Raw genomic sequence first — 18,941 nt, forward strand, 5'->3', positions numbered from 1 at the left:
ACCGTTGTCGCCTGACAAGCGGCCCACGCCCAGGTAAACCGGGTTGCGGATGACCGAATTGCGCGGTGTCAGCACTGGTCCGGAGCATCGGGTGAGACCCGGACTCATTCTTCCCGCCCCCGGGAACTGCTGCCGGTCGTGCGGTGCCCGAAGACTCCGTGCGAACCGGCAGTCGAACTGGTTCCGGACGTCCCCGACACGTGCTCACAAGATGTCGTCGCGGTCCGAAGATGCGAGCAGTTCCGCAGCCAGGTCGCGCATTTCGGCTTTGCGGATCTTCCCGGTCACGGTCATCGGAAACTCGTCGACGATATGCACATAGCGCGGGATCTTGAAGTGTGCGAGCTTGCCGGCGCAGAAGGCGCGGACCGCGTCGGCGTTCAATGGTGTTGTGCCGTCCTTCATTCGAATCCAGGCCATCAGCTCCTCGCCGTACTTCGGGTCGGGGACGCCGATCACCTGGGCGTCGAGGATGTCCGGATGGGTGTAGAGGAATTCTTCGATCTCGCGCGGGTAGATGTTCTCACCGCCGCGGATCACCATGTCCTTGATCCGGCCGGTGAGGGCGAGGTATCCGTCGTCGTCCATGACGCCGATATCGCCGGTGTGCATCCAGCGGGCGGCATCTATGGCCTCGGCGGTCTTCTCGGGGTCGGACCAGTAGCCGAGCATGACCGAGTAGCCGCGGGTGCACAGTTCCCCGGGTTCACCGCGCGGCACGGTCAAACCAGTTGCGGGGTCGACGATTTTGACCTCGAGGTGGGGGCCGACCCGGCCGACCGTCGCGGTGCGGCGGTCGATGCCGTCATCGCGGCGGGTCTGGGTCGATACCGGGGAGGTTTCGGTCATGCCATAGCAGATGCACACCTCGCGCATGCCCATGCGATCGATCACCCGCTTCATCACCTCGACCGGGCAGGGTGATCCGGCCATGATGCCGGTGCGCAGGCTGGACAGGTCGACGTTCTTACCCGAATCCAGTTCCGCGAGTACGGCGATGAACATCGTCGGTACGCCGTAGAGTGAGGTACACTGCTCCGCCGCGACCGCATCCAGGGTTGCGATCGGATCGAATGCGGGAGCCGGAATCACCACGGCCGCACCGTGACTGGTGCTCGCCAGGTTGCCCATAACCATGCCGAAGCAATGGTAGAACGGGACGGGTACGCAGATCCGGTCCTGTTCGGTATAGCCGCAGAGTTCGCCGACAAAGTAGCCGTTGTTCAGGATGTTGTGGTGGCTCAACGTCGCGCCCTTGGGAAAACCCGTTGTGCCGGAGGTGTATTGGATATTGATCGGGTCGTCCATCGACAGTGTCGCGGCGATCGCCGTCAGTCGCTCGGCATCGATAGCGGTCTGCGCCACCGCATCCCATTCAGGGGAGCCGAGTACCAGAACTTGCTCCAGGCCAGGGCAATTCGGGCGGACCTGCTCGATCATGGCGACGTAGTTCGATGTCTTGAATTCCGGCGCGGCGATCAGCGTGCGCACACCGGCTTGGCGCAGCACGTATTCCAGTTCGCTGGTGCGGTAGGCCGGATTGATGTTGACCAGAATCGCACCGAGTTTCGCGGTCGCATACTGGGTCAGGAACCATTCGGCGCAGTTCGGAGCCCAAATACCGACCCGATCCCCCTTGACGATACCGCGCTCGGCCAATCCGGTGGCAAGTTGGTCGACCGCGGCCGCGAGTTCGCGATAGGTCCAGCGGCGGCCGGATGAGCAGTCCACCAACGCTTCCCGGTCCGCATAGGCGGCGGCCATGCGGTCGAAGTCATCGCCGATGGTGTCGCCGAGCAGCGGGGTTTCCGCGCTGCCGGATGCGTAACTTGCGAGTGCGGACATCACCGAACCCCCTGCTGTCGCAGAATGAAACGCTGCACCTTGCCGCTGGGCGTCTTGGGTAGAGCGTCCACGAAATGCACCTTTCGTGGATACGCGTGTGCGGCGAATTTGCGTTTCACCAGAGTCTGCAATTCCGTCTCGAGTTCGGCGCTACCTTCGAAACCGTTGCGCAACACCACAAATGCTTCGAGCACCTCACCACGTAATTCGTCGGGCATGCCGACCACCGCGGCCTCGACCACCCGCTCATCCAGCACCAGCACGCTTTCTACCTCGAACGGACCGATGCGGTACCCGGCCATGATGATGACATCGTCGTCGCGGGCGGAGAAGTGGAAGAAACCGTCCGCATCCTGGGATCCGGCATCCCCGGTCAGATACCAGCGCCCGTCGGCGGTGTAGCGCTGCGCGGTGCGCTCCGGAGCGTCGAGGTAGCCGAGGAACCACAGCAGCGGGCTGTGTTCGGTATCGATCGCGACTCGGCCCAGTTCCCCGATTGGCGCTTCGACGTCTGCATCGTCGGCGAGCACCGCGCAATGCCAACCCGGCATTGTCCGCCCCATCGAGCCCGCGGGAGCCTCTACTCGCAGCGCGTCGTGCCAGGAATTGCAGATGAGCATGCCGTGCTCGGTCTGCCCGTAGTGGTCGCGCACCGCCACGCCGAGGGTTTCGATCGACCAAGTCACCACATCCGGAGTCAGCGGTTCGCCCGCGGACGAGGCCCGCCGCAACTGAAGATCGGTAGGGGCGCAGGCGCTGTCGGCCCGCAGCGCACGGTAGACCGTCGGTGCGGCGGTGAAGTTGGTGACGCCGAATCGCTCGAGAACTTGCCAGGTCAGTGGCGCGGAGAAGGCGGCATGCAGCAGCAGGCTGCGGATACCGGAGGCCAGCGGACTCAGAATCGCCCAGTACAGTCCGTACGCCCAACCCGGATCCGCCGCATTCCAATAGACGTCGTCCGGGCGCACGTCCAGTGAAAACTCTTGATAGGCATGAAATGCCGCGAGCGCTCGCACCGGAATCGGCACCCCCTTCGGCGTACCCGTCGTGCCACTGGTGAACAACTGCACCAACAGCCCGTCCCCGCCGACCGCCACGGCAGCCGCTCGCGGGTCGTCCGCGGAGTGCGTGGCAAGCAGATCCGCGAAACGTAGTGGGGGCATCCGCGCAGGGGTCGCCTGAGTGGAACTCGCATCGGGCACCTGCACGTGAGCGGGTTCCGGACCGTCCCCGGCAATGACGACGCGCCACGGCGGATCAGCCGGGATGTCGTCACTCGGTACCAGCTTTGTCGCCTGATCGACGTCGGCGATGACGATCGTCGCGCCGCTCGCGGCCAGTCGGAAGGCGATGGCGGGTGCGGCGAAGGCGGTGAACAGCGGGACATGGACCGCGCCGCGCCGCCAGATACCGAGCAGCGCGACCACCAGGTCGGCGGATTTCGACATGAGCGTGGCGACACGGTCGCCGGGTTGGACGCCGAGGTCGGCCAGGGCGACGGCGCAGCGCTGGGAGCGTTCGCGAAGCTCACCGTAGGTCAGGTCCGTCGCGGTCAGGTCGGGGTCGACAATGGTGAACGCGACCCGATCGGCCGGGTGCCGGTCGCACAGCAGATCCGCCGCGCTGATATCGGGTCCATCGTAGGTCTGCAGTAGCTCGCGCACGCGCGCGTTCAGGTCCACGGTCATCTCGCCTCTCCTCATCGGTGATCCACGCCACCTCGATCTCCAATAGGATGTGGGTCACATCACGTTCGGCACTACCCCCGAAAAGGGGTGAGTCTTTTGACCCACACCACCGCGCTGCTGCGCCCGCGCGACGGCGATGCGCTGCGCGCCGAGATCCGCTGGGTGGCGAATAAGGCGGGCGTGCCGGTGGTTTTCGGCGGCGAAGTGCACGACGACGCGCTGCTGCTCACCGAATTTGTCGGCACCGTCACCAATGGCCTGCGCGGACTGACCGTGCTGCGCACCTCCGGGCTGGGCGGACGGGTCATGGATATGCGCCGTCCCGCCTCGGTCGCCGACTACCGCAGCGCCTCCGATATCACCCACCACTACGACGGCCCGGTCTCCGGCGAACGCATCCGCTCGGTGCTTGCGGTGCCCGTGGTAGTCGACGATCGCTCCCGCGCGGTGCTGTATGCCGCAAACCGCGGCGGTACCCCGCTCGGCGATCGCACCGCCGACCTGGTCGTCGCGGCCAGCCGACGCCTGGCCACCGAGATCACCATCCGTGACGAGGTGGACCGTCGCCTGCGCCTGCTGGAAATGACCACTCCCGCGCCCGAGACCGCACCCGCCGTCGCCGAGGAGCTGCGTGAGATCAATGCCGAACTGCGCGGTGCGGCCCGCTCGGCCGAGGACGCGCGCCTACGGGAGCGCCTGCACTCGGTGTGCGAACGCCTCACCCGACTCCTGGTCGGCGACCCGCCCGAGGATGCCCCGCGCCTGTCCCGTCGGGAACTAGACGTGCTGTCCCAGATCGCGCTCGGTTGCACCAATCACGAAGCCGCCCAGCGCCTTTCGCTCTCTCCGGAAACAGTCAAGAGCTATCTGCGCAACGCGATGACCAAACTCGACGCGCACTCCCGCCACGAGGCTGTCGTCACCGCCCGCCGCCTCGGCCTGCTGCCCTGACCAGCGACCTCCCGCGCACGAATTCGCACGCCGCGCGCGGAATCTCGGGCGATTCGATGCGCGGCGTGCGAATCTGTGCGCGACATGATGACCGAGCCCCGTCAGCGCCCGCCGGTGCAGACGCCTTCTGGGGTGTACTGGCATGGGCGCTCGTTGCGGCCTTTGTATTGCCCGTGGTTGCTGCTGCGGCCGCGCTGACCTGCACTGTTGCGGCTACGGCCAGCATCGGGCTCATGTGTGTCCCGATCTGCGGCGACTCTGACTTCGACGATTTCGGGCGCGGCTAGGTCCGATAGGCCGATCATCGCGCCACCGATCAGAGTCGAGACCACCGCTCGACGCACCGTCCCGAAGCGAGCCGCTGTCACCATAGCCACCTACCGTTCGCCGTTAATTAATGTGCCGTTAATTAACGATACATTCGATAGGGCGTCGAGTCTGTAGTTTTATTCCTCGAGCAGATCTGGGCGCCGTTCGCGGGTCCGTGCAAGCGACTGTTCACGCCGCCACGCGGCGACCTTGGCATGATCACCGGACAACAAGATGGGCGGCACTTCGAGGCCGCGCCAGGAGACGGGACGCGTATAGCTCGGCCCCTCGAGCAGTCCGTCGGAGAACGAATCCTCTTGGTGGGATTGCTGATTGCCGAGTACGCCAGGAAGTAGGCGGACTACGGCTTCAGCCATGACAAGGACTGCGGCTTCACCGCCTATGAGGACGTAATCGCCGATGCTGACCTCTTCGACGCGTACCCGGCGGGCGGCATCGTCGAAGACGCGTTGATCGATGCCTTCATAACGACCGCAAGCGAATACGAGGTGTTTTTCGGTTGCCCAGCGTTGCGCGGTGGCCTGGGTGAAGGGCACGCCAGCGGGCGTCGGCACCACGAGCAGGGCATCGTCGGGACATACCTCGTCGAGGGCATCGCCCCAGACCGTCGGCTTCATGACCATTCCAGGGCCGCCGCCGTAGGGCGAATCGTCGACGGACTTGTGCACGTCGTGGGTCCAGCGCCGCAGATCGTGCACGGCCACCGAGATCAGGCCCTTGTCGATGGCCTTGCCCAGCAATGCCGTTCGCAGCGGCTCCAGATACTCCGGAAATATCGTGACGACATCGAGTTTCATGCTGTCCTCTTGTCCGGCGATTCGCTACTCCGGATCGAGCAGACCCTCGGGCGGATCGATGACGACCAGCTGATCCGCAAGCGACACCGTCGGCACGATCGCGGTGACGAACGGGATGAGGATTTCCCTGCCGTCATCGGCGGCCCGCACTGAAAGCAGTTCTCCCGCAGCCGAATGCAGCACTTCGGTAACCCTGCCGACAACGGTGCCATCGGTGAGCTGGACGGTCAGGCCTTCCAACTCGTGGTCGTAGAACTCGTCCGGATCCTGCGAGGGCGGCAGCTCCGCGCTGTCCACGATGAACAGCGTGCCGCGCAGCGCATCGGCGGCGGTGCGGTCGGAGATCCCGACGAGTTGCACGAGGAGTCGGCCCGAATGTTCTCGGGCCGACTCCACGGTGAACTCACGGACTTCGTTGGATCGCGCTCGCCCGCGCAGCCGCACACCGGGTGCGAAACGCGCGTCGGGATCGTCGGTGCGTACCTCGACGACCAGTTCGCCGTGCACACCGTGCGATTTGGCGACCCGGCCCACGACGAGTTCCATTAAGCGTCGGTATCGACCACGTCGACCCGGATGCCCCGGCCGCCGATGCCGGCGACCAGGGTGCGCAGCGCGGTCGCGGTACGACCGCCGCGACCGATCACCTTGCCCAGATCATCGGGGTTGACGTGCACCTCGACGGTGCGTCCGCGGCGGCCGGTGATCAGCTCGACCCGGACGTCATCCGGATTGGCGACAATGCCGCGAACCAGATGTTCCACGGCATCGGCGACGACTGCCGACATTATTCGGCAGCCTCGGTCTCGGCGGCCTCATCCTTCTTGGCGGCCTTCTTCTTGGGGGTGACGGCCTCGGCGACCGGCTCGTTATCGGCGGCGGCCAGCGCGGCGTTGAACAGGTCCAGCTTGGACGTCTTCGCCGGCTTCACCTTCAGGGTGCCCTCGGCGCCCGGCAGGCCCTTGAACTTCTGCCAGTCGCCGGTGATCTCCAGCAGCCGCTGCACGGCCTCGGTCGGCTGCGCGCCGACACCCAGCCAGTACTGCACGCGCTCGGAGTTGATCTCGATCAGCGACGGCTCTTCCTTCGGGTGGTACTTGCCGACGTTCTCGATGGCACGGCCGTCACGACGGGTGCGAGCATCGGCGATGACCACGCGGTACTGCGGGTTGCGGATCTTGCCGAGACGGGTGAGCTTGATGCGAACAGCCATGTGCTGATCTGCCTTTCAGTGGTTGGTCACGACGCAATTCAGCGACCCGCACGGTCTGCGAGCCCGGTTTTGCGCTTGGAGTGTGTGACCGCCGCGCGGTGCGTAACCGGAGACGGGCTGACACTTGTCCAGGAAGGACGATGGTCCATTCTGCCAGACCGATCCCCCGCTCCTGAAATCGCGTCGTCGGGAAACGATCGACGGCCTGCCTCGGATAATCACAACATGGGGATCTTCAGGAGTCGCCGTCGGCGCAAGCGCGGCGTGGTTGCCGAGTCAGCCACCGAAGTCGGCGGTGACGCGGCCATGGAATTGCTGGCGCCTGGTCTCGCGCGCGCCACTGTCGGCGGTATCCGCGGCGTGATCGGGGTGATCGCGAACCTGCTGAGCTGACGATCACGTGGTTCGTAGCGCAGCAGCACGACCCCGGCCCGGAATGTACGGCTTCGACCCGGCGCACCCTAGCGCAGATCTGCCGTTTCGACGGTGATCGAAACGGGTCCGGGAGCCACGACCGTCTCGCCCGCCGCGGCGTATACCTCCTGACGGTATCCGCTCTCACCGAGCCGATAGCCCCAGAAGCGTGCTGGCTTGTCCTCGGGCAACTCCACAACCCAAAGATACGGAACACGTGCGGCCGCGTATCCGGCGATCTTTGTATCCCGCTCCTCACGGGTATTACCCGGAGACCACACCTCGACGGCAAGCACTAGGTCCTCGGGCGCGAAGCTGGAGTGGTTGAAATCGACATTCACCACAGCGATATCGGGAATGATCCCCGTACGGAAAGCCGTGCTGATCCGCACAGCCACCGCTGGCAGTACATTCAAATCCGTACGTCCCGCAGCCCGTAGCGCGTCGCGCAACACAATCGCCAATTCCAACGACGCATACTGATGCGGACCGCCGGGCGCTGGCGTCATGTGGAGGTACCCCAGAATGAGTTCGAGTCGAGATCTATCGGACGGCTGCTCTTCGGCCAGCCAGTCTTCCACAGTCATTGGCCCCAGGGGATGAATCATCGCAACCTCGGCGCTCATCGTCATATCCGTCCGATCTCCGTCGCCCGCGACCGTTATCAGTCAACTTTAACCTGAGCATCGCTTTAGCGTGAGCGCCCATTCCCGAGCACGATTCGTGGGATGCCCGGGATTCGGCCAGGAAATGGGCGTTCAGGTCAACCGCTCAGCGGACCAACGGGGCGAGGGTGCGACCGGCGAGATCCACCGCACCCGGCTCGTGGCCGTTTGTCACCATGTTGACGATGAGGCCCTGCACACCTTGGTCGAGGACCCTGGTCTGCAGTTGCTCGGCGACGTCGGCCGGGCTGCCGACGAACTGGCGGTCGGCGATGGTCTGCTTGCGCTCGTCCTCCGAGAGCGTGGACAGGTCGACGCCGATGCCGCGCAGCAGATCCTGCTGTTGTTTGCGTGCACGGTCGCCGTCTTCGTCGATCATCAGGAAACAGAGGTAGCTGATCTCCAAAGTGCTCGGATCACGGTCGTTTTCGGCACAGCGCTGGTGCAGTGCCTCGATCTTGCGGGGCAGCTCGGAGGCGTTGCAGATGATGTTTATGTGGTCGGCGAAGCGGGCGGCCAGTGCGAAGGTCTTCTTCTCGCCGCCACCACCGAGCAGGATCGGCAAGTCATTGCGCAGCCGCGGCTCGTTCATGGCGTTTTCGGTGTGGTACCACTTGCCGTCGAAGGTCGAGTGCTCACCACGCAGCATGGGCGTAATGATCCGCAGCGCCTCGTCGAGCCGCTGGAAGCGTTCGGTGAAGGTGCCGAATTCGAACCCGTAGGACTGATGTTCGAGCTCGAACCAACCGGCGCCGATGCCGAGCACGGCCCGTCCGCCGCTCACCAGATCCATGGTGGTGACGGTCTTGGCGAGCAGTGCGGGATTGCGATAGGTGTTGCCGGTTACCAACGCCGACAACTGAATTCGTTCGGTAGACGCGGCGATTCCGGACAGCGTGGTGTACGCCTCCAGCATCGGCTCACTCGGCTCACCGAGACCGGGCAGCTGATAGAAGTGATCCATCACGAAGACCGTGTCGAAACCGGCGGATTCGGCCTCCCTGGCCTGCGCGACCACGGTCGGAAAGAGTTCGCTGACGGGCTGGCCGTAACTGAAGTTGGGCATCTGGTAGCCGAGGCGAATGGTCATAACTCGACCCTACGCGCGCCCCGCCCCGCCCTCCCGATCTTGGCCACATCAATGCCCTGACCTGGGAGTCGGTCGCACACCGACCTCGCACGAGCGCGAGCCTGCGCGCACTGCGATTGGTCAGCGGTGGCCGGTCACGGGATTGTGGGTTTTGACGAGGCGCCCGCGCAGGATGACGTACTGCGGCTCGGCGAGCGCGGCCGGATTGATGCGCGGATCTTCCTGGTAGACAACGAAATCCGCCGGCGCACCGGCCTCGATGCCGGGTCGGCCGAGCCAGGTGCGGGCATTCCAGGATGCCGCGCCGAGTGCGTCGTGTTTCGACAACCCCGCTCCGGACAGCGCGGCGATTTCGTCGGCAATGCGACCGTGCCGGATGGAGCCGCCCGCATCGGTGCCCGCGAAAATCGGAACGCCCGCATCGTGCGCATTGGCGACCGTGCGCCGGACGCGTGCGTGCAGATCGCGCATATGTGCGGCATAGATGGGAAATTTGCCTGCGCTGTCGGCGATTTCGGGGAAGGTGTCGATATTGATCAGCGTCGGGACCAGCGCGGTGCCGTGTTCGACCATCAATTCGATGGTGTCGTCGGCGAGACCGGTGCCGTGTTCGAGGCAATCGATGCCCGCGTTGATCAGGCCGGGCAGCGCGTCCTCGCCGAAAACGTGCGCCGTCACCCGTGCGCCATTGGCGTGCGCGGCGTCGATCGCCTCCTTCAGGATCGCATCGCTCCACAGCGGTCGCAGATCGCCCACCGATCGGTCGATCCAGTCCCCGACGATCTTCACCCAGCCGTCGCCGAATCGCGCCTGTTCGGCGACGATCTCCGGCAGATCACGCTCATCGTCGAGTTCGATACCGAGTTCCCGGATATACCGCCGTGGCCGGGCGATATGGCGGCCCGCACGGATGATCCGGGGCAGCTCCTCATGCTCGTCGATGAAGCGCGTATCGATGGGTGAGCCCGCATCGCGCAGCAGCAACGCCCCCGCGTCCCGCTCCGTCTCGGCCTGGGCAATAGCCCCCGCGCGCTCCTCGTGTCCCCCGCCGTACCGGATCCCGACGTGACAGTGCGCATCGACGAGGCCGGGCACGATCCACCCTGTGCCGCATAGTGTTTCGGCCCCCACGACGGGCTCGAAGGACACCAGCCCATCGTGCACCCACAGGTCACGCACCTCGTCATCAGGGAGAACCACACCCCGCAGATGCACAGCAACCTCCTCGACCCTCATCGGCACCGTCCAACCTACTGCCCACGCCCCTTGACGGTCACCGGGCCCGCACACTCCGGCAACGGCTCCCAGCCGATGTCAATCCGGGCCTGCCGCGTTCGAACCCGGCACCCGTTGTAGACGGTGCCCGATTCCAAGACCGGGTGCCAGTTCGAGCGCACATAGCCCCACGCACACCAGCAACCGCTCCCGACTGGCGTTAGTCAGCCGGGTACCCCACGCGCGGAGAGCGCCCGGTTCAAAGCATGGGGTGCACGAATCAGCACGGCACGGCGGACGGTTGGTTGCCTTGCGCTGCAACGGCACCGCGAAAGTTGGCGATGCCTACTTCTTGGGGAAGTTCAGCTTGGACAGGTCGAAACCCTCGAGGCCGGGGGGCAACTGGTCCAGTCCGGCGGGCATACCGGACAGATCCGGCATTCCCGCGGGCATACCGGGCATACCGGGGAACCCTCCGCGCATCTTGGGCGGCGTCGGTCCGCGCCCACCCTTCTTGCCCTTCTTGCCCTTCTTCGTATTGCCGCGGCGCGAACCTGGCAGGCCCATCTGGCGGCCCATCATCGCCATCATCTTCTTCGCCTCGAAGAAGCGGTCGACGAGTTGGTTGACCTCGGAGACCTGTACGCCGGAGCCGTTGGCGATGCGCAGCCGCCGAGATGCGTTGATGATCTTCGGGTTCGCGCGTTCGGCCGGGGTCATACCGCGGATGATCGCCTGCACCCGGTCGAGCTGTTTATCGTCGACCTGGGCCAGCACATCCTTCATCTGGCCCGCACCGGGCAGCATGCCGAGCAGGTTGCCGATGGGTCCCATCTTGCGGATGGCGAGCATCTGGTCGAGGAAGTCCTCGAGCGTCATCTCGCCGCTGCCGATCTTGCGGGCGGCTTCCTCGGCCTGTTGCTGGTCGTAGACCTGTTCGGCCTGCTCGATGAGGCTCAGTACGTCACCCATGCCGAGGATGCGCGAGGCCATCCGGTCGGGATGGAAGACGTCGAAGTCCTCGAGCTTCTCACCGGTGGAGGCGAACATGATCGGTGAGCCGGTCACATTCCGGACCGACAGCGCCGCACCACCGCGAGCGTCACCGTCGAGCTTGGTGAGAACGACACCGGTGAAGCCGACGCCGTCGCGGAAGGCCTCCGCGGTATTGACCGCGTCCTGCCCGATCATCGCGTCGAGCACGAACAGCGTCTCGTCCGGCTTGACCGCATCGCGAATGCCAGCGGCTTGCGCCATCAGCTCGGCGTCGATACCGAGGCGACCGGCGGTGTCGACGATAACGACGTCGTATTGCTTGCTGCGCGCCTCCTCGACACCGGCCTCGGCCACCGCGACCGGGTCAGCCGCCGAAATGCCGAGCGGATTCTGGCCGCCGCCGATGGAGGTGCCGGGATGCGGGGCGAAAACGGGCGCACCCGCGCGCTCACCGACCACCTGGAGCTGGGTGACCGCGCCGGGGCGCTGCAGGTCACAGGCCACCAGCAGCGGCTGATGACCCTGCCCCTTCAGCCATTTCGCGAGCTTGCCCGCCAGGGTGGTCTTACCGGAACCCTGCAGACCGGCGAGCATGATCACCGTCGGCGGATTCTTGGCGAGGGTCAGCCTGCGGGTTTCGCCGCCGAGGATGCCGACGAGCTCCTCGTTGACGATCTTGACTACCTGCTGGGCCGGATTGAGAGCGGCGGAAACCTCCGCACCCTTGGCCCGCTCTTTGATCTTCGCGATGAAACCGCGCACCACAGGCAGCGCGACGTCGGCTTCGAGCAGGGCGAGGCGGATCTCACGGCAGGTAGCGTCGATGTCGGCCGGTGACAGACGCCCCTTACCGCGAAGATCCTTGAGGGCACCGGTAAGCCGGTCGGACAGGGATTCGAACACCGATCGCGCTCCTGATCTCGTGGGACGTCACTTGATACCCCAGGGTAATGGGACTGCCCACATGTGTGCGCAAGCGGTGCTCGGTTAATCCAACGCGCGGCGGCGCGGTTTGGCGGTCTTGCGGTAGTCGTGGTTCTCCTGAGCAACCATGAAAACCGCCTCTCGACCGGTGAGACCGAGCTCGAGGGCCAGGTCGTCGAGCATGACCCAGTCCGGACCCGTCGGCACATCGCGGGCGGCAACGGTGGTGGCAATCGTCATAGCGGTCACAGCCTGCCGTCCGGACAGTGTCCGGCCGGGCAGCCATGAGACCACCCACCGATCACCGCCGACGCAGCGCGCCATATGCGTGGTTTCGTCACTCGTCATCATCGACGCGGAAACGACTTCAATTGCCACCGACCTGCTCCCCTCATGCTCGCGATAGCCGGACGCTCTGATCGTAGGGTGCGGCAGGCCCGCTGCATACGCTTTCAGCAAATCATGCGCAAATGTCAATCATCCTGGTCAGGAGACCGAATTGTCACCCGGTGGGCCAACTCCCTCCGGGGGTTTGGGGGCGGGTCGCGGAACCACGCCCAGAACCGCCTTTTCGATGGTTTCGCGCCGCTCCGGAATGTCGACGCCGAGGTCGAGGCCGAAGGCGTCGACCACCGCGGAACCCATGGTCACCACCTTGGCCCAGCGCACATCGGCACCGCATTCGGCAAACGCCGCGGCCAACCGGCTGAGCAGGCCGATCCGGTCCTCGGCACGCAATTCGAGGACAACCTGGCCCGGGGTCGATGTCGCCGACCAGATCACCCGGGGCTGCGCCTGCGCATACTGACTCGGGCCAGCCCCGGTCGCCTCGCGCTCCCGCTTCGCCAGCAACGCGGACAGATCCAGATCGCCCGCGGTCGCGCGGATCAGTTCCTGTCGCAGCAATCCGCCGTCCGGCGGATCGCCGAACTTCGGGGAGACCACGAAAGTATTGATGGCCGAGGAACCTTCGCCGCCAACGATCGCCGAGAGCACCCGCAGCGAATGCAGCGCCAACACCCCGGCGGCATCCGACAGCAGTCCCGGCGTATCCGGTGCGATCACAGTGACCGTGTAGGTGTACTTGCCCTCGCCGGGCCGCAGATCGACGTGCACGCCGCCCGCGGCGGCCTTCGCCAGCAGTTCCGGTGCGATCGGTGCCGGCTCGGGCAACTGATCTCCCGCCATGACCAGGCGGCAGCGGCGCACGAGTTCCCCGATCAGCGATGCCTTCCAATCGCCCCACACGCCGGGGCCGGTGGCCAGCGAATCGGCCTCGGCCAAGGTATGCAGCAATTCGAGTAGTTGCACATCGCCGCCGAGTGCATCGACGACGAATTGCACGGTATCGGGATCGGCCAGATCTCGCCGAGTCGCGGTGTCGGGCAATAACAGATGGTGACGCACGATGGCGCTGAGCGTCCGCACGTCCGATGGCCACAGGCCGAGCCGCCGTCCGATATGGGTGGCCAGTTCGGCGCCGACAATGCTGTGGTCACCGGCGCGGCCCTTGCCGATATCGTGCAGCAGCGCACCCAGCATCAGCAGGTCGGGACGGGCGACGCGAGTGCTCAACGCGCTCGCATATGCGACCGCCTCCATCAGGTGCCGGTCCACGGTCCAGGTGTGCAGGGCATCGCGTGGCGGCAGGTCGCGCACGGCCCCCCATTCGGGAAGCAGCCTGCCCCACAAGCCCGTTCGGTCCAGCGCCTCGACCGCATCAATGACGCCGCGACCCGCTCCGAGCAGGATCAACAGGTCGTTGACCGCATCCTTGGGCCAGGGTTCGCGCAGTTCCGGCGCATCCTCGGAGAGTCGATTCAGCGTGGTCGCGGACATCGGCAGCCCGGTCTGCGCCGACGCCGCGGCCACCCGCAGGATCAGCCCGGGATCGCGCTGCGGCCGCGCATCCCGCGCCAAAACGACCTCCCCCGCGTGTTCGACCACCCCCTCATCGAGTGGTCGACGAACCGGCATGCGCCGCAGTCGCGCGAGGCCACGACGCGGTAGCGCATTGGCGGCGGTACGAAGACCGACATCGACGGAATAACTCACCGTCCGCGCCGAATCGCTCAGTGTGCGAGCCAGATCGAAACGGTCACCGATGCGCAGGGCCGCGCCGATCTCGTCGGCATCCTGGGCTCGCAGTTGATCGCGGGCCCGGCCCGCCACCCGATGCAGCTCTGTGCGAACATCCAGCAAACGGCGCCGCGCCTGCTTCAGACCACCGCCGGGCACATCCGGTCCCAGCCCCGGCATGGCATCGGTCAGCTGGGCGATGGCCAGTGCGTCGAGCAGTTGGATATCGCGCAACCCGCCGCGCCCGTTCTTCAGATCGGGTTCAGCGCGATGGGCGATCGCACCGCTGCGCTGCCATCTGGTCTCGGCCTGTTCGATCAATTCGTCGAAGCGCGATCGGATTCCGGTCCGCCACTCCCGCCGGACCCCGCCGATCAGCAGATTGCTCAACTCCATATCGCCGACGATGTGCCTGGCCTCGAGCATGCCGAGGGCCGCGATGAGATCGTCGGAGGCCACCCGCAATGCCTGCGGCACGGTGCGCACGCTGTGGTCCAGCTTGATATGCGCATCCCACAGGGGATACCAGAGCTGATCGGCCACCTCGGCCACCCGCGTGGGATCGACGTCATCGTGCAGCAGCACCAGATCCAGATCGGAGTACGGCAGCATCTCCTTGCGACCGAGTCCGCCGACGGCGACCACGGCCAGACCGCTGTCGTGGCCGATGCCGAGCTCGGCGCCCTTGGTGCTCAGCCAGAGTTCGAACAGATCGACCAGCGCCGAACGCAGGGATTCCGCGTCCAGCCGCGGATTACGGGGCAGTCCGCCCTCGAGCAATTGATTGCGTGCCCGGACCAGGTCGGTCGCGCCATTGGAGACGTTCGTGCCGGCATCCCCGGATACCTGTCTGCCGTCTTGCTCGTGACTACCCACAAACTCACCCGTCCATCCAAATGCGTACGGCCCCGCCCCGACCGGGCTATCCGGTGGGAGCGGGGCCGCCGCTCGATTTCGATTTTCCGATCAGAGAGCGTCGGTACCGCGTTCGCCCGTCCGTACTCGGATGATCGACTCCACCGGGGTCACCCAGACCTTGCCGTCACCGATCTTGCCGGTGCGGGAAGCCTCGACGATCACCTCGACGACCTTGTCGACGGAGGCATCGTCCACGACAACCTCGACCCGAACCTTCGGCACGAAATCCACCGAGTACTCCGCGCCGCGGTAGACCTCGGTGTGCCCCTTCTGGCGGCCGTAGCCCTGTACCTCGCTGACGGTCATGCCCAGCACACCAGCCTGCTCGAGCCCGGATTTGACGTCCTCGAGAGTGAACGGTTTGACGATTGCGGTGATCAGTTTCATGTCGTCATGCCTCCTTGACGGCGGTACGTGCCGTGCCACCCACAGCAGCGAAATCGTATGCCGTTTCAGCGTGCTCGGACTCGTCCATGCCCACCGACTCGGCTTCCTCGCTGGCGCGCAGCCCAATGGTGAACTTCACGATATAGGCAATGATCAGGCTCGCGATGAAGGAGAACGCAAGTACCGCACCGGCACCGATGGCCTGACGCCACAGTTGGTCGAACCCGCCGCCGTAGAACAGGCCGGTCTTGCCAGCGCCCGCCTCCGGAGCGGCGACCAGACCCACCATCAGGGTGCCGATGACGCCGCCGACGAGGTGCACGCCCACCACATCGAGTGAGTCGTCGAAGCCGAACTTGAACTTCAGGCCGACCGCCAGCGCACAGAGCGCACCTGCCACGAAGCCGATCACCAGGGCGCCGACAACGTTGACCGAGGAACACGACGGGGTGATCGCGACCAGACCGGCCACCACACCCGAGGCCGCACCCAGCGAGGTGGGCTTGCCATCGCGGATCTTCTCCACCAGCAGCCAGGCCAGCATCGCCGCGCAGGTCGCGAGGGTGGTGGTGATGAAGGTCGAACCGGCCAGACCACCGGAGGAAACCGCGGAACCGGCGTTGAAGCCGAACCAGCCGAACCACAGCAGACCCGCGCCCAGCATCACGAACGGCAGATTGTGCGGACGGAACGGGGTCTTCGGCCAGCCCTTGCGCTTGCCGAGCACCAGCACCAGGGCCAGGCCCGCCGCACCGGCGTTGATATGGACCGCGGTACCACCGGCGAAGTCGACCGCGAGCAGTTTGTTCGCGATCCAGCCGCCTTCGTGCACGACGTTGCCGTCGGTGTCCTTGACGTCGAAGTCGAAGACCCAGTGCGCGACCGGGAAGTACACGACAGTCGCCCAGATACCGGCGAACAGCAGCCAGGAGCCGAACTTCAGGCGGTCGGCGACCGCACCCGAGATGAGGGCAACCGTGATGATCGCGAACATCAGCTGGAACGCGACGAACACGGTCGCGGGGATCGTGCCCGCGAGCGGGATGTTCACTGCCGCAGTGGTGACAGCGCCGCTCGCGTCCTTGACCTCGGCAACCGAATTGCCGCCGATCAGACCCTTGAGTCCGAAGAACTGCGCCGGATCGCCGATCACGCCGAACTTGTTGTCACCGAACGCGGTCGAGTATCCGTATAGCGACCACAGCACGCCGACCAGGCCCATGGCACTGATGCTCATCATGATCATGTTGAGCACGTTCTTGGAACGGACCATGCCGCCATAGAAAAACGCCAGGCCGGGCGTCATCAACAACACGAGCGCTGAACTGGCCAGCATCCAGGCGGTGTCACCGGTGTCCGGTGCACCGGTAAGGGGAAAAGCCACCTTAATGTCCTCCTCATCTCGGGCCCAGCCGACTCCGGCAATTGGACCTGCACAGAAGGGTCCTCATTCGGTGTTTCATCCGTGATGATGCGGTGTTTCGCCTAAGTGAACGCGTGGGGCAGTTGTGTTGCTATGACGTTTCCTGGCGTACACAGACGTTTCATCGCCGGTGCGCGATCTATGTCGGAGCAAACCGACAGCTGTTTCCGAAAGGCAGGATCGAGGCGCGAAACTAGCCGAGCAACGCGTCCACGAAGGCGCCGGGTTCGAAGGGCGCCAGGTCGTCGGCACCCTCGCCGAGGCCGACCAGTTTCACCGGAACACCGAGTTCGTGCTGCACCTGGAAGACGATGCCGCCCTTGGCAGTTCCGTCCAGCTTGGTGAGCACGACGCCGGTGATATCGACGACGTCCGCGAAGACCCGCGCCTGCATGAGGCCGTTCTGCCCGACGGTGGCATCCAGGACGAGCAGGACCTCGTCGACGGCGGCCTTCTTCTCTACAACGCGCTTGACCTTGCCGAGCTCGTCCATCAGCCCGGTCTTGGTGTGCAGCCGGCCGGCTGTATCGATCATGACGACATCGACGCCGCGCTCGATACCCGCACTGACCGCATCGAACGCGACCGCAGCCGGATCCGCGCCCTCCTTGCCGCGAACCGTATCCGCACCGACCCGCTCACCCCAGGTCTGTAACTGGTCGGCGGCGGCGGCCCGGAAGGTGTCGGCGGCGCCGAGCAGGACCCGGCGGCCGTCGGCGACCAGTACGCGGGCGAGTTTGCCGGTCGTGGTGGTCTTGCCGGTGCCGTTGACGCCGACGACCAGCAGGATCGACGGGTGATCGTCGTGCGGGAGCGCACGTACCGAGCGGTTGAGTTCGGGACGTAGCGCCTCGATCAATACCTCGCGCAGTACGGCGCGGGCCTGTTCGGTATTGCGGACGCTGCGTGCGGCCATCTCCTCGCGCAACCGCTCCACCACCGCCGTGGTGCTCGCGGTGCCCAGATCGGCGAGGACCAGGGTGTCCTCTACCTCTTCCCAGGAATCGTCGTCGAGGTCGCCGCCGCCGAGCAGACCGAGCAGGCTTTTGCCGACGGCGTTCTGCGAGCGGGACAGGCGGCCGCGCAGGCGAACCAGGCGGCCCGCCGTCGGCTCGATTTCCTCGAGGGCGGGCGTGGTCGCCGCGTCGGCGGCGCGAGGTTCGCGGGCCGTTTCTACGGAGGTTTTATCGGGAGTGGGCGGGGTGGTGTCCGCAGGAGGGGCCGGTTTTGTGTCCGTTGGCGCGGCGGTCTCCGTTGGCGCGGCGGTCTCCGTCGGCGCGGCGGTGTCGCTCGGCGCGGCGGTGTCGCTCGGCGCGGCAGTCTCCGACGGCGCAGCGGCGTCGCTCGACGCGGCGGCGTCGCTCGGCGCGGCAGTCTCCGTCGGCGCGGCAGTCTCCGTCGGCGCAGCGGTGTCGGTCGGCGCGGCGGTTCCTGGGTCCACCGAGGTGGCGGTGTCTGCGGGCGCGGCGCCATCGGTGCTGGTGGGCGGGGCGGTTCCGGGTTCGGCGGTTACCTCGTCCGAATCGACCGCAGTGTCCGAATCGACCGTGGCCGTTGCGGATTCGGCCGGCGTGCCCGCGCTATCGGTTTCGACCGGTGCGGACTCCGCGGTTTCGACATCGCCCTCGGGCAGCGGCACATTGGTAATGCCACGCTTCGGCGCGTCACGCGGAATCGCCGCGTCGTCGCCGATATGGGGTTGCCCCTCGGTATCGGTTCGTTCGATCGGTGCGGGCTCCGGGCGTGTCGCGGTGGCCGTGCCACCCTGACTGAAGTTGAAGCCACCGGAGGCCGCGTATCCACCCGACCGGTCGGTCACTTCTTTGTCGGCGACGGGTGGCGTCAGAGTGACGCGACGGCGCTTGTACAGGACGAATCCAGCGACAAACGCCACCACCAGCAGGGCGGCGACAACGGCGATCAGGATCCAGGCTTCGGAACTCACGCCGACCATCCTTGCAGAACCGGATCCTTCGCCTTACCACAGCGTCCTGGACCCGACACAC

General features: G+C 65.8%; 17 protein-coding genes. 2 read left to right on the forward strand and 15 right to left on the reverse strand.

What is annotated here, in order from left to right; genetic code table 11:
* Nucleotides 1-204 precede the first annotated feature (204 nt).
* Together ACIBG0_RS13750 and ACIBG0_RS13755 are read right to left on the reverse strand one after the other, a co-directional pair.
* Nucleotides 205-1,845, reverse strand: a complete 1,641-nt coding sequence (locus ACIBG0_RS13750; RefSeq protein WP_397032317.1) for an AMP-binding protein — start codon at nt 1,843-1,845, stop codon at nt 205-207.
* Nucleotides 1,845-3,533 carry an AMP-binding protein gene (locus ACIBG0_RS13755; RefSeq protein ID WP_397032319.1) on the reverse strand — a complete coding sequence of 563 codons (1,689 nt, stop codon included), beginning with the start codon at nt 3,531-3,533 and terminating at the stop codon, nt 1,845-1,847. Before ACIBG0_RS13755 ends, ACIBG0_RS13750 begins: the two co-directional genes overlap by 1 nt.
* A 96-nt stretch (nt 3,534-3,629) precedes the next feature.
* Between ACIBG0_RS13755 and ACIBG0_RS13760 the strand changes: the two genes are divergently transcribed.
* Nucleotides 3,630-4,484 (forward strand): LuxR C-terminal-related transcriptional regulator, encoded by an 855-nt coding sequence (locus ACIBG0_RS13760; RefSeq protein ID WP_397032321.1) that lies wholly within the window; start codon nt 3,630-3,632, stop codon nt 4,482-4,484.
* Nucleotides 4,485-4,930: 446 nt separating this feature from the next.
* Here the strand turns inward: ACIBG0_RS13760 and trmD are convergent, their stop codons facing one another.
* Genes trmD through rpsP form a run of 4 tightly spaced genes read right to left on the reverse strand, consistent with a single transcriptional unit; the run spans nt 4,931 to nt 6,824 of the window.
* Complete coding sequence (gene trmD, locus ACIBG0_RS13765) at nt 4,931-5,611, reverse strand: tRNA (guanosine(37)-N1)-methyltransferase TrmD (RefSeq protein WP_397032322.1); 681 nt, start codon at nt 5,609-5,611, stop codon at nt 4,931-4,933.
* A gap of 24 nt (nt 5,612-5,635) precedes the next feature.
* The gene (gene rimM, locus ACIBG0_RS13770) at nt 5,636-6,157 is read right to left on the reverse strand and encodes a ribosome maturation factor RimM (protein WP_397032324.1); all 522 of its coding nucleotides are present in this window, start codon (nt 6,155-6,157) and stop codon (nt 5,636-5,638) included.
* Nucleotides 6,157-6,399, reverse strand: a complete 243-nt coding sequence (locus ACIBG0_RS13775) for an RNA-binding protein (protein ID WP_040693288.1) — start codon at nt 6,397-6,399, stop codon at nt 6,157-6,159. The genes rimM and ACIBG0_RS13775 overlap by 1 nt, the downstream gene beginning before the upstream one ends.
* The gene (gene rpsP / locus ACIBG0_RS13780; RefSeq protein ID WP_364341737.1) at nt 6,399-6,824 is read right to left on the reverse strand and encodes a 30S ribosomal protein S16; all 426 of its coding nucleotides are present in this window, start codon (nt 6,822-6,824) and stop codon (nt 6,399-6,401) included. The genes ACIBG0_RS13775 and rpsP overlap by 1 nt, the downstream gene beginning before the upstream one ends.
* 225 nt (nt 6,825-7,049) lie before the next feature.
* Between rpsP and ACIBG0_RS13785 the strand changes: the two genes are divergently transcribed.
* Nucleotides 7,050-7,217 carry a hypothetical protein gene (locus ACIBG0_RS13785; RefSeq protein WP_397032326.1) on the forward strand — a complete coding sequence of 56 codons (168 nt, stop codon included), beginning with the start codon at nt 7,050-7,052 and terminating at the stop codon, nt 7,215-7,217.
* Between the two features lie 68 nt (nt 7,218-7,285).
* Here the strand turns inward: ACIBG0_RS13785 and ACIBG0_RS13790 are convergent, their stop codons facing one another.
* The 9 genes from ACIBG0_RS13790 to ftsY form a co-directional block, all read right to left on the reverse strand.
* The gene (locus ACIBG0_RS13790) at nt 7,286-7,825 is read right to left on the reverse strand and encodes a Uma2 family endonuclease (RefSeq protein ID WP_397032328.1); all 540 of its coding nucleotides are present in this window, start codon (nt 7,823-7,825) and stop codon (nt 7,286-7,288) included.
* A gap of 184 nt (nt 7,826-8,009) precedes the next feature.
* Entirely contained in the window at nt 8,010-8,993 is a 984-nt protein-coding gene (locus tag ACIBG0_RS13795) for an LLM class F420-dependent oxidoreductase (protein ID WP_397032330.1), read from the reverse strand.
* A 120-nt stretch (nt 8,994-9,113) separates the two neighbouring features.
* Nucleotides 9,114-10,229: an amidohydrolase family protein gene (locus tag ACIBG0_RS13800; RefSeq protein ID WP_397032332.1), complete on the reverse strand. Its 1,116-nt coding sequence runs from the start codon at nt 10,227-10,229 to the stop codon at nt 9,114-9,116.
* 324 nt (nt 10,230-10,553) lie between these two features.
* On the reverse strand, nt 10,554-12,107 hold the full coding sequence (gene ffh, locus ACIBG0_RS13805) for a signal recognition particle protein (protein WP_397032334.1): 1,554 nt from the start codon (nt 12,105-12,107) through the stop codon (nt 10,554-10,556).
* Between the two features lie 84 nt (nt 12,108-12,191).
* Complete coding sequence (locus tag ACIBG0_RS13810) at nt 12,192-12,506, reverse strand: hypothetical protein (protein ID WP_397032336.1); 315 nt, start codon at nt 12,504-12,506, stop codon at nt 12,192-12,194.
* A gap of 108 nt (nt 12,507-12,614) precedes the next feature.
* The gene (locus ACIBG0_RS13815) at nt 12,615-15,083 is read right to left on the reverse strand and encodes a [protein-PII] uridylyltransferase (protein ID WP_397032338.1); all 2,469 of its coding nucleotides are present in this window, start codon (nt 15,081-15,083) and stop codon (nt 12,615-12,617) included.
* Nucleotides 15,084-15,173: 90 nt separating this feature from the next.
* Nucleotides 15,174-15,512, reverse strand: a complete 339-nt coding sequence (locus ACIBG0_RS13820; protein WP_040868325.1) for a P-II family nitrogen regulator — start codon at nt 15,510-15,512, stop codon at nt 15,174-15,176.
* A 4-nt stretch (nt 15,513-15,516) separates the two neighbouring features.
* Entirely contained in the window at nt 15,517-16,896 is a 1,380-nt protein-coding gene (locus ACIBG0_RS13825) for an ammonium transporter (RefSeq protein WP_397032340.1), read from the reverse strand.
* Between the two features lie 232 nt (nt 16,897-17,128).
* Nucleotides 17,129-18,889, reverse strand: coding sequence for a signal recognition particle-docking protein FtsY (gene ftsY, locus ACIBG0_RS13830; RefSeq protein WP_397032342.1), 1,761 nt, complete (start codon nt 18,887-18,889; stop codon nt 17,129-17,131).
* Nucleotides 18,890-18,941: the final 52 nt, after the last annotated feature.

The organism is Nocardia sp. NPDC050630 (assembly GCF_044457245.1).
Classification (GTDB): Bacteria; Actinomycetota; Actinomycetes; order Mycobacteriales; family Mycobacteriaceae; genus Nocardia.

What these genes read in the sequence shown, in the direction of transcription:
- ACIBG0_RS13755 (WP_397032319.1), bottom strand. Translation starts at nt 3,533, where the DNA reads ATGACCGTGGACCTGAACGCGCGCGTGCGCGAGCTACTGCAGACCTAC.
- ACIBG0_RS13750 (WP_397032317.1), bottom strand. Translation starts at nt 1,845, where the DNA reads ATGTCCGCACTCGCAAGTTACGCATCCGGCAGCGCGGAAACCCCGCTG.
- ACIBG0_RS13795 (WP_397032330.1), bottom strand. Translation starts at nt 8,993, where the DNA reads ATGACCATTCGCCTCGGCTACCAGATGCCCAACTTCAGTTACGGCCAG.
- ACIBG0_RS13800 (WP_397032332.1), bottom strand. Translation starts at nt 10,229, where the DNA reads ATGAGGGTCGAGGAGGTTGCTGTGCATCTGCGGGGTGTGGTTCTCCCT.
- ACIBG0_RS13820 (WP_040868325.1), bottom strand. Translation starts at nt 15,512, where the DNA reads ATGAAACTGATCACCGCAATCGTCAAACCGTTCACTCTCGAGGACGTC.
- rpsP (WP_364341737.1), bottom strand. Translation starts at nt 6,824, where the DNA reads ATGGCTGTTCGCATCAAGCTCACCCGTCTCGGCAAGATCCGCAACCCG.
- ACIBG0_RS13790 (WP_397032328.1), bottom strand. Translation starts at nt 7,825, where the DNA reads ATGACTGTGGAAGACTGGCTGGCCGAAGAGCAGCCGTCCGATAGATCT.
- trmD (WP_397032322.1), bottom strand. Translation starts at nt 5,611, where the DNA reads ATGAAACTCGATGTCGTCACGATATTTCCGGAGTATCTGGAGCCGCTG.
- rimM (WP_397032324.1), bottom strand. Translation starts at nt 6,157, where the DNA reads ATGGAACTCGTCGTGGGCCGGGTCGCCAAATCGCACGGTGTGCACGGC.
- ACIBG0_RS13775 (WP_040693288.1), bottom strand. Translation starts at nt 6,399, where the DNA reads ATGTCGGCAGTCGTCGCCGATGCCGTGGAACATCTGGTTCGCGGCATT.
- ftsY (WP_397032342.1), bottom strand. Translation starts at nt 18,889, where the DNA reads ATGGTCGGCGTGAGTTCCGAAGCCTGGATCCTGATCGCCGTTGTCGCC.
- ACIBG0_RS13785 (WP_397032326.1), top strand. Translation starts at nt 7,050, where the DNA reads ATGGGGATCTTCAGGAGTCGCCGTCGGCGCAAGCGCGGCGTGGTTGCC.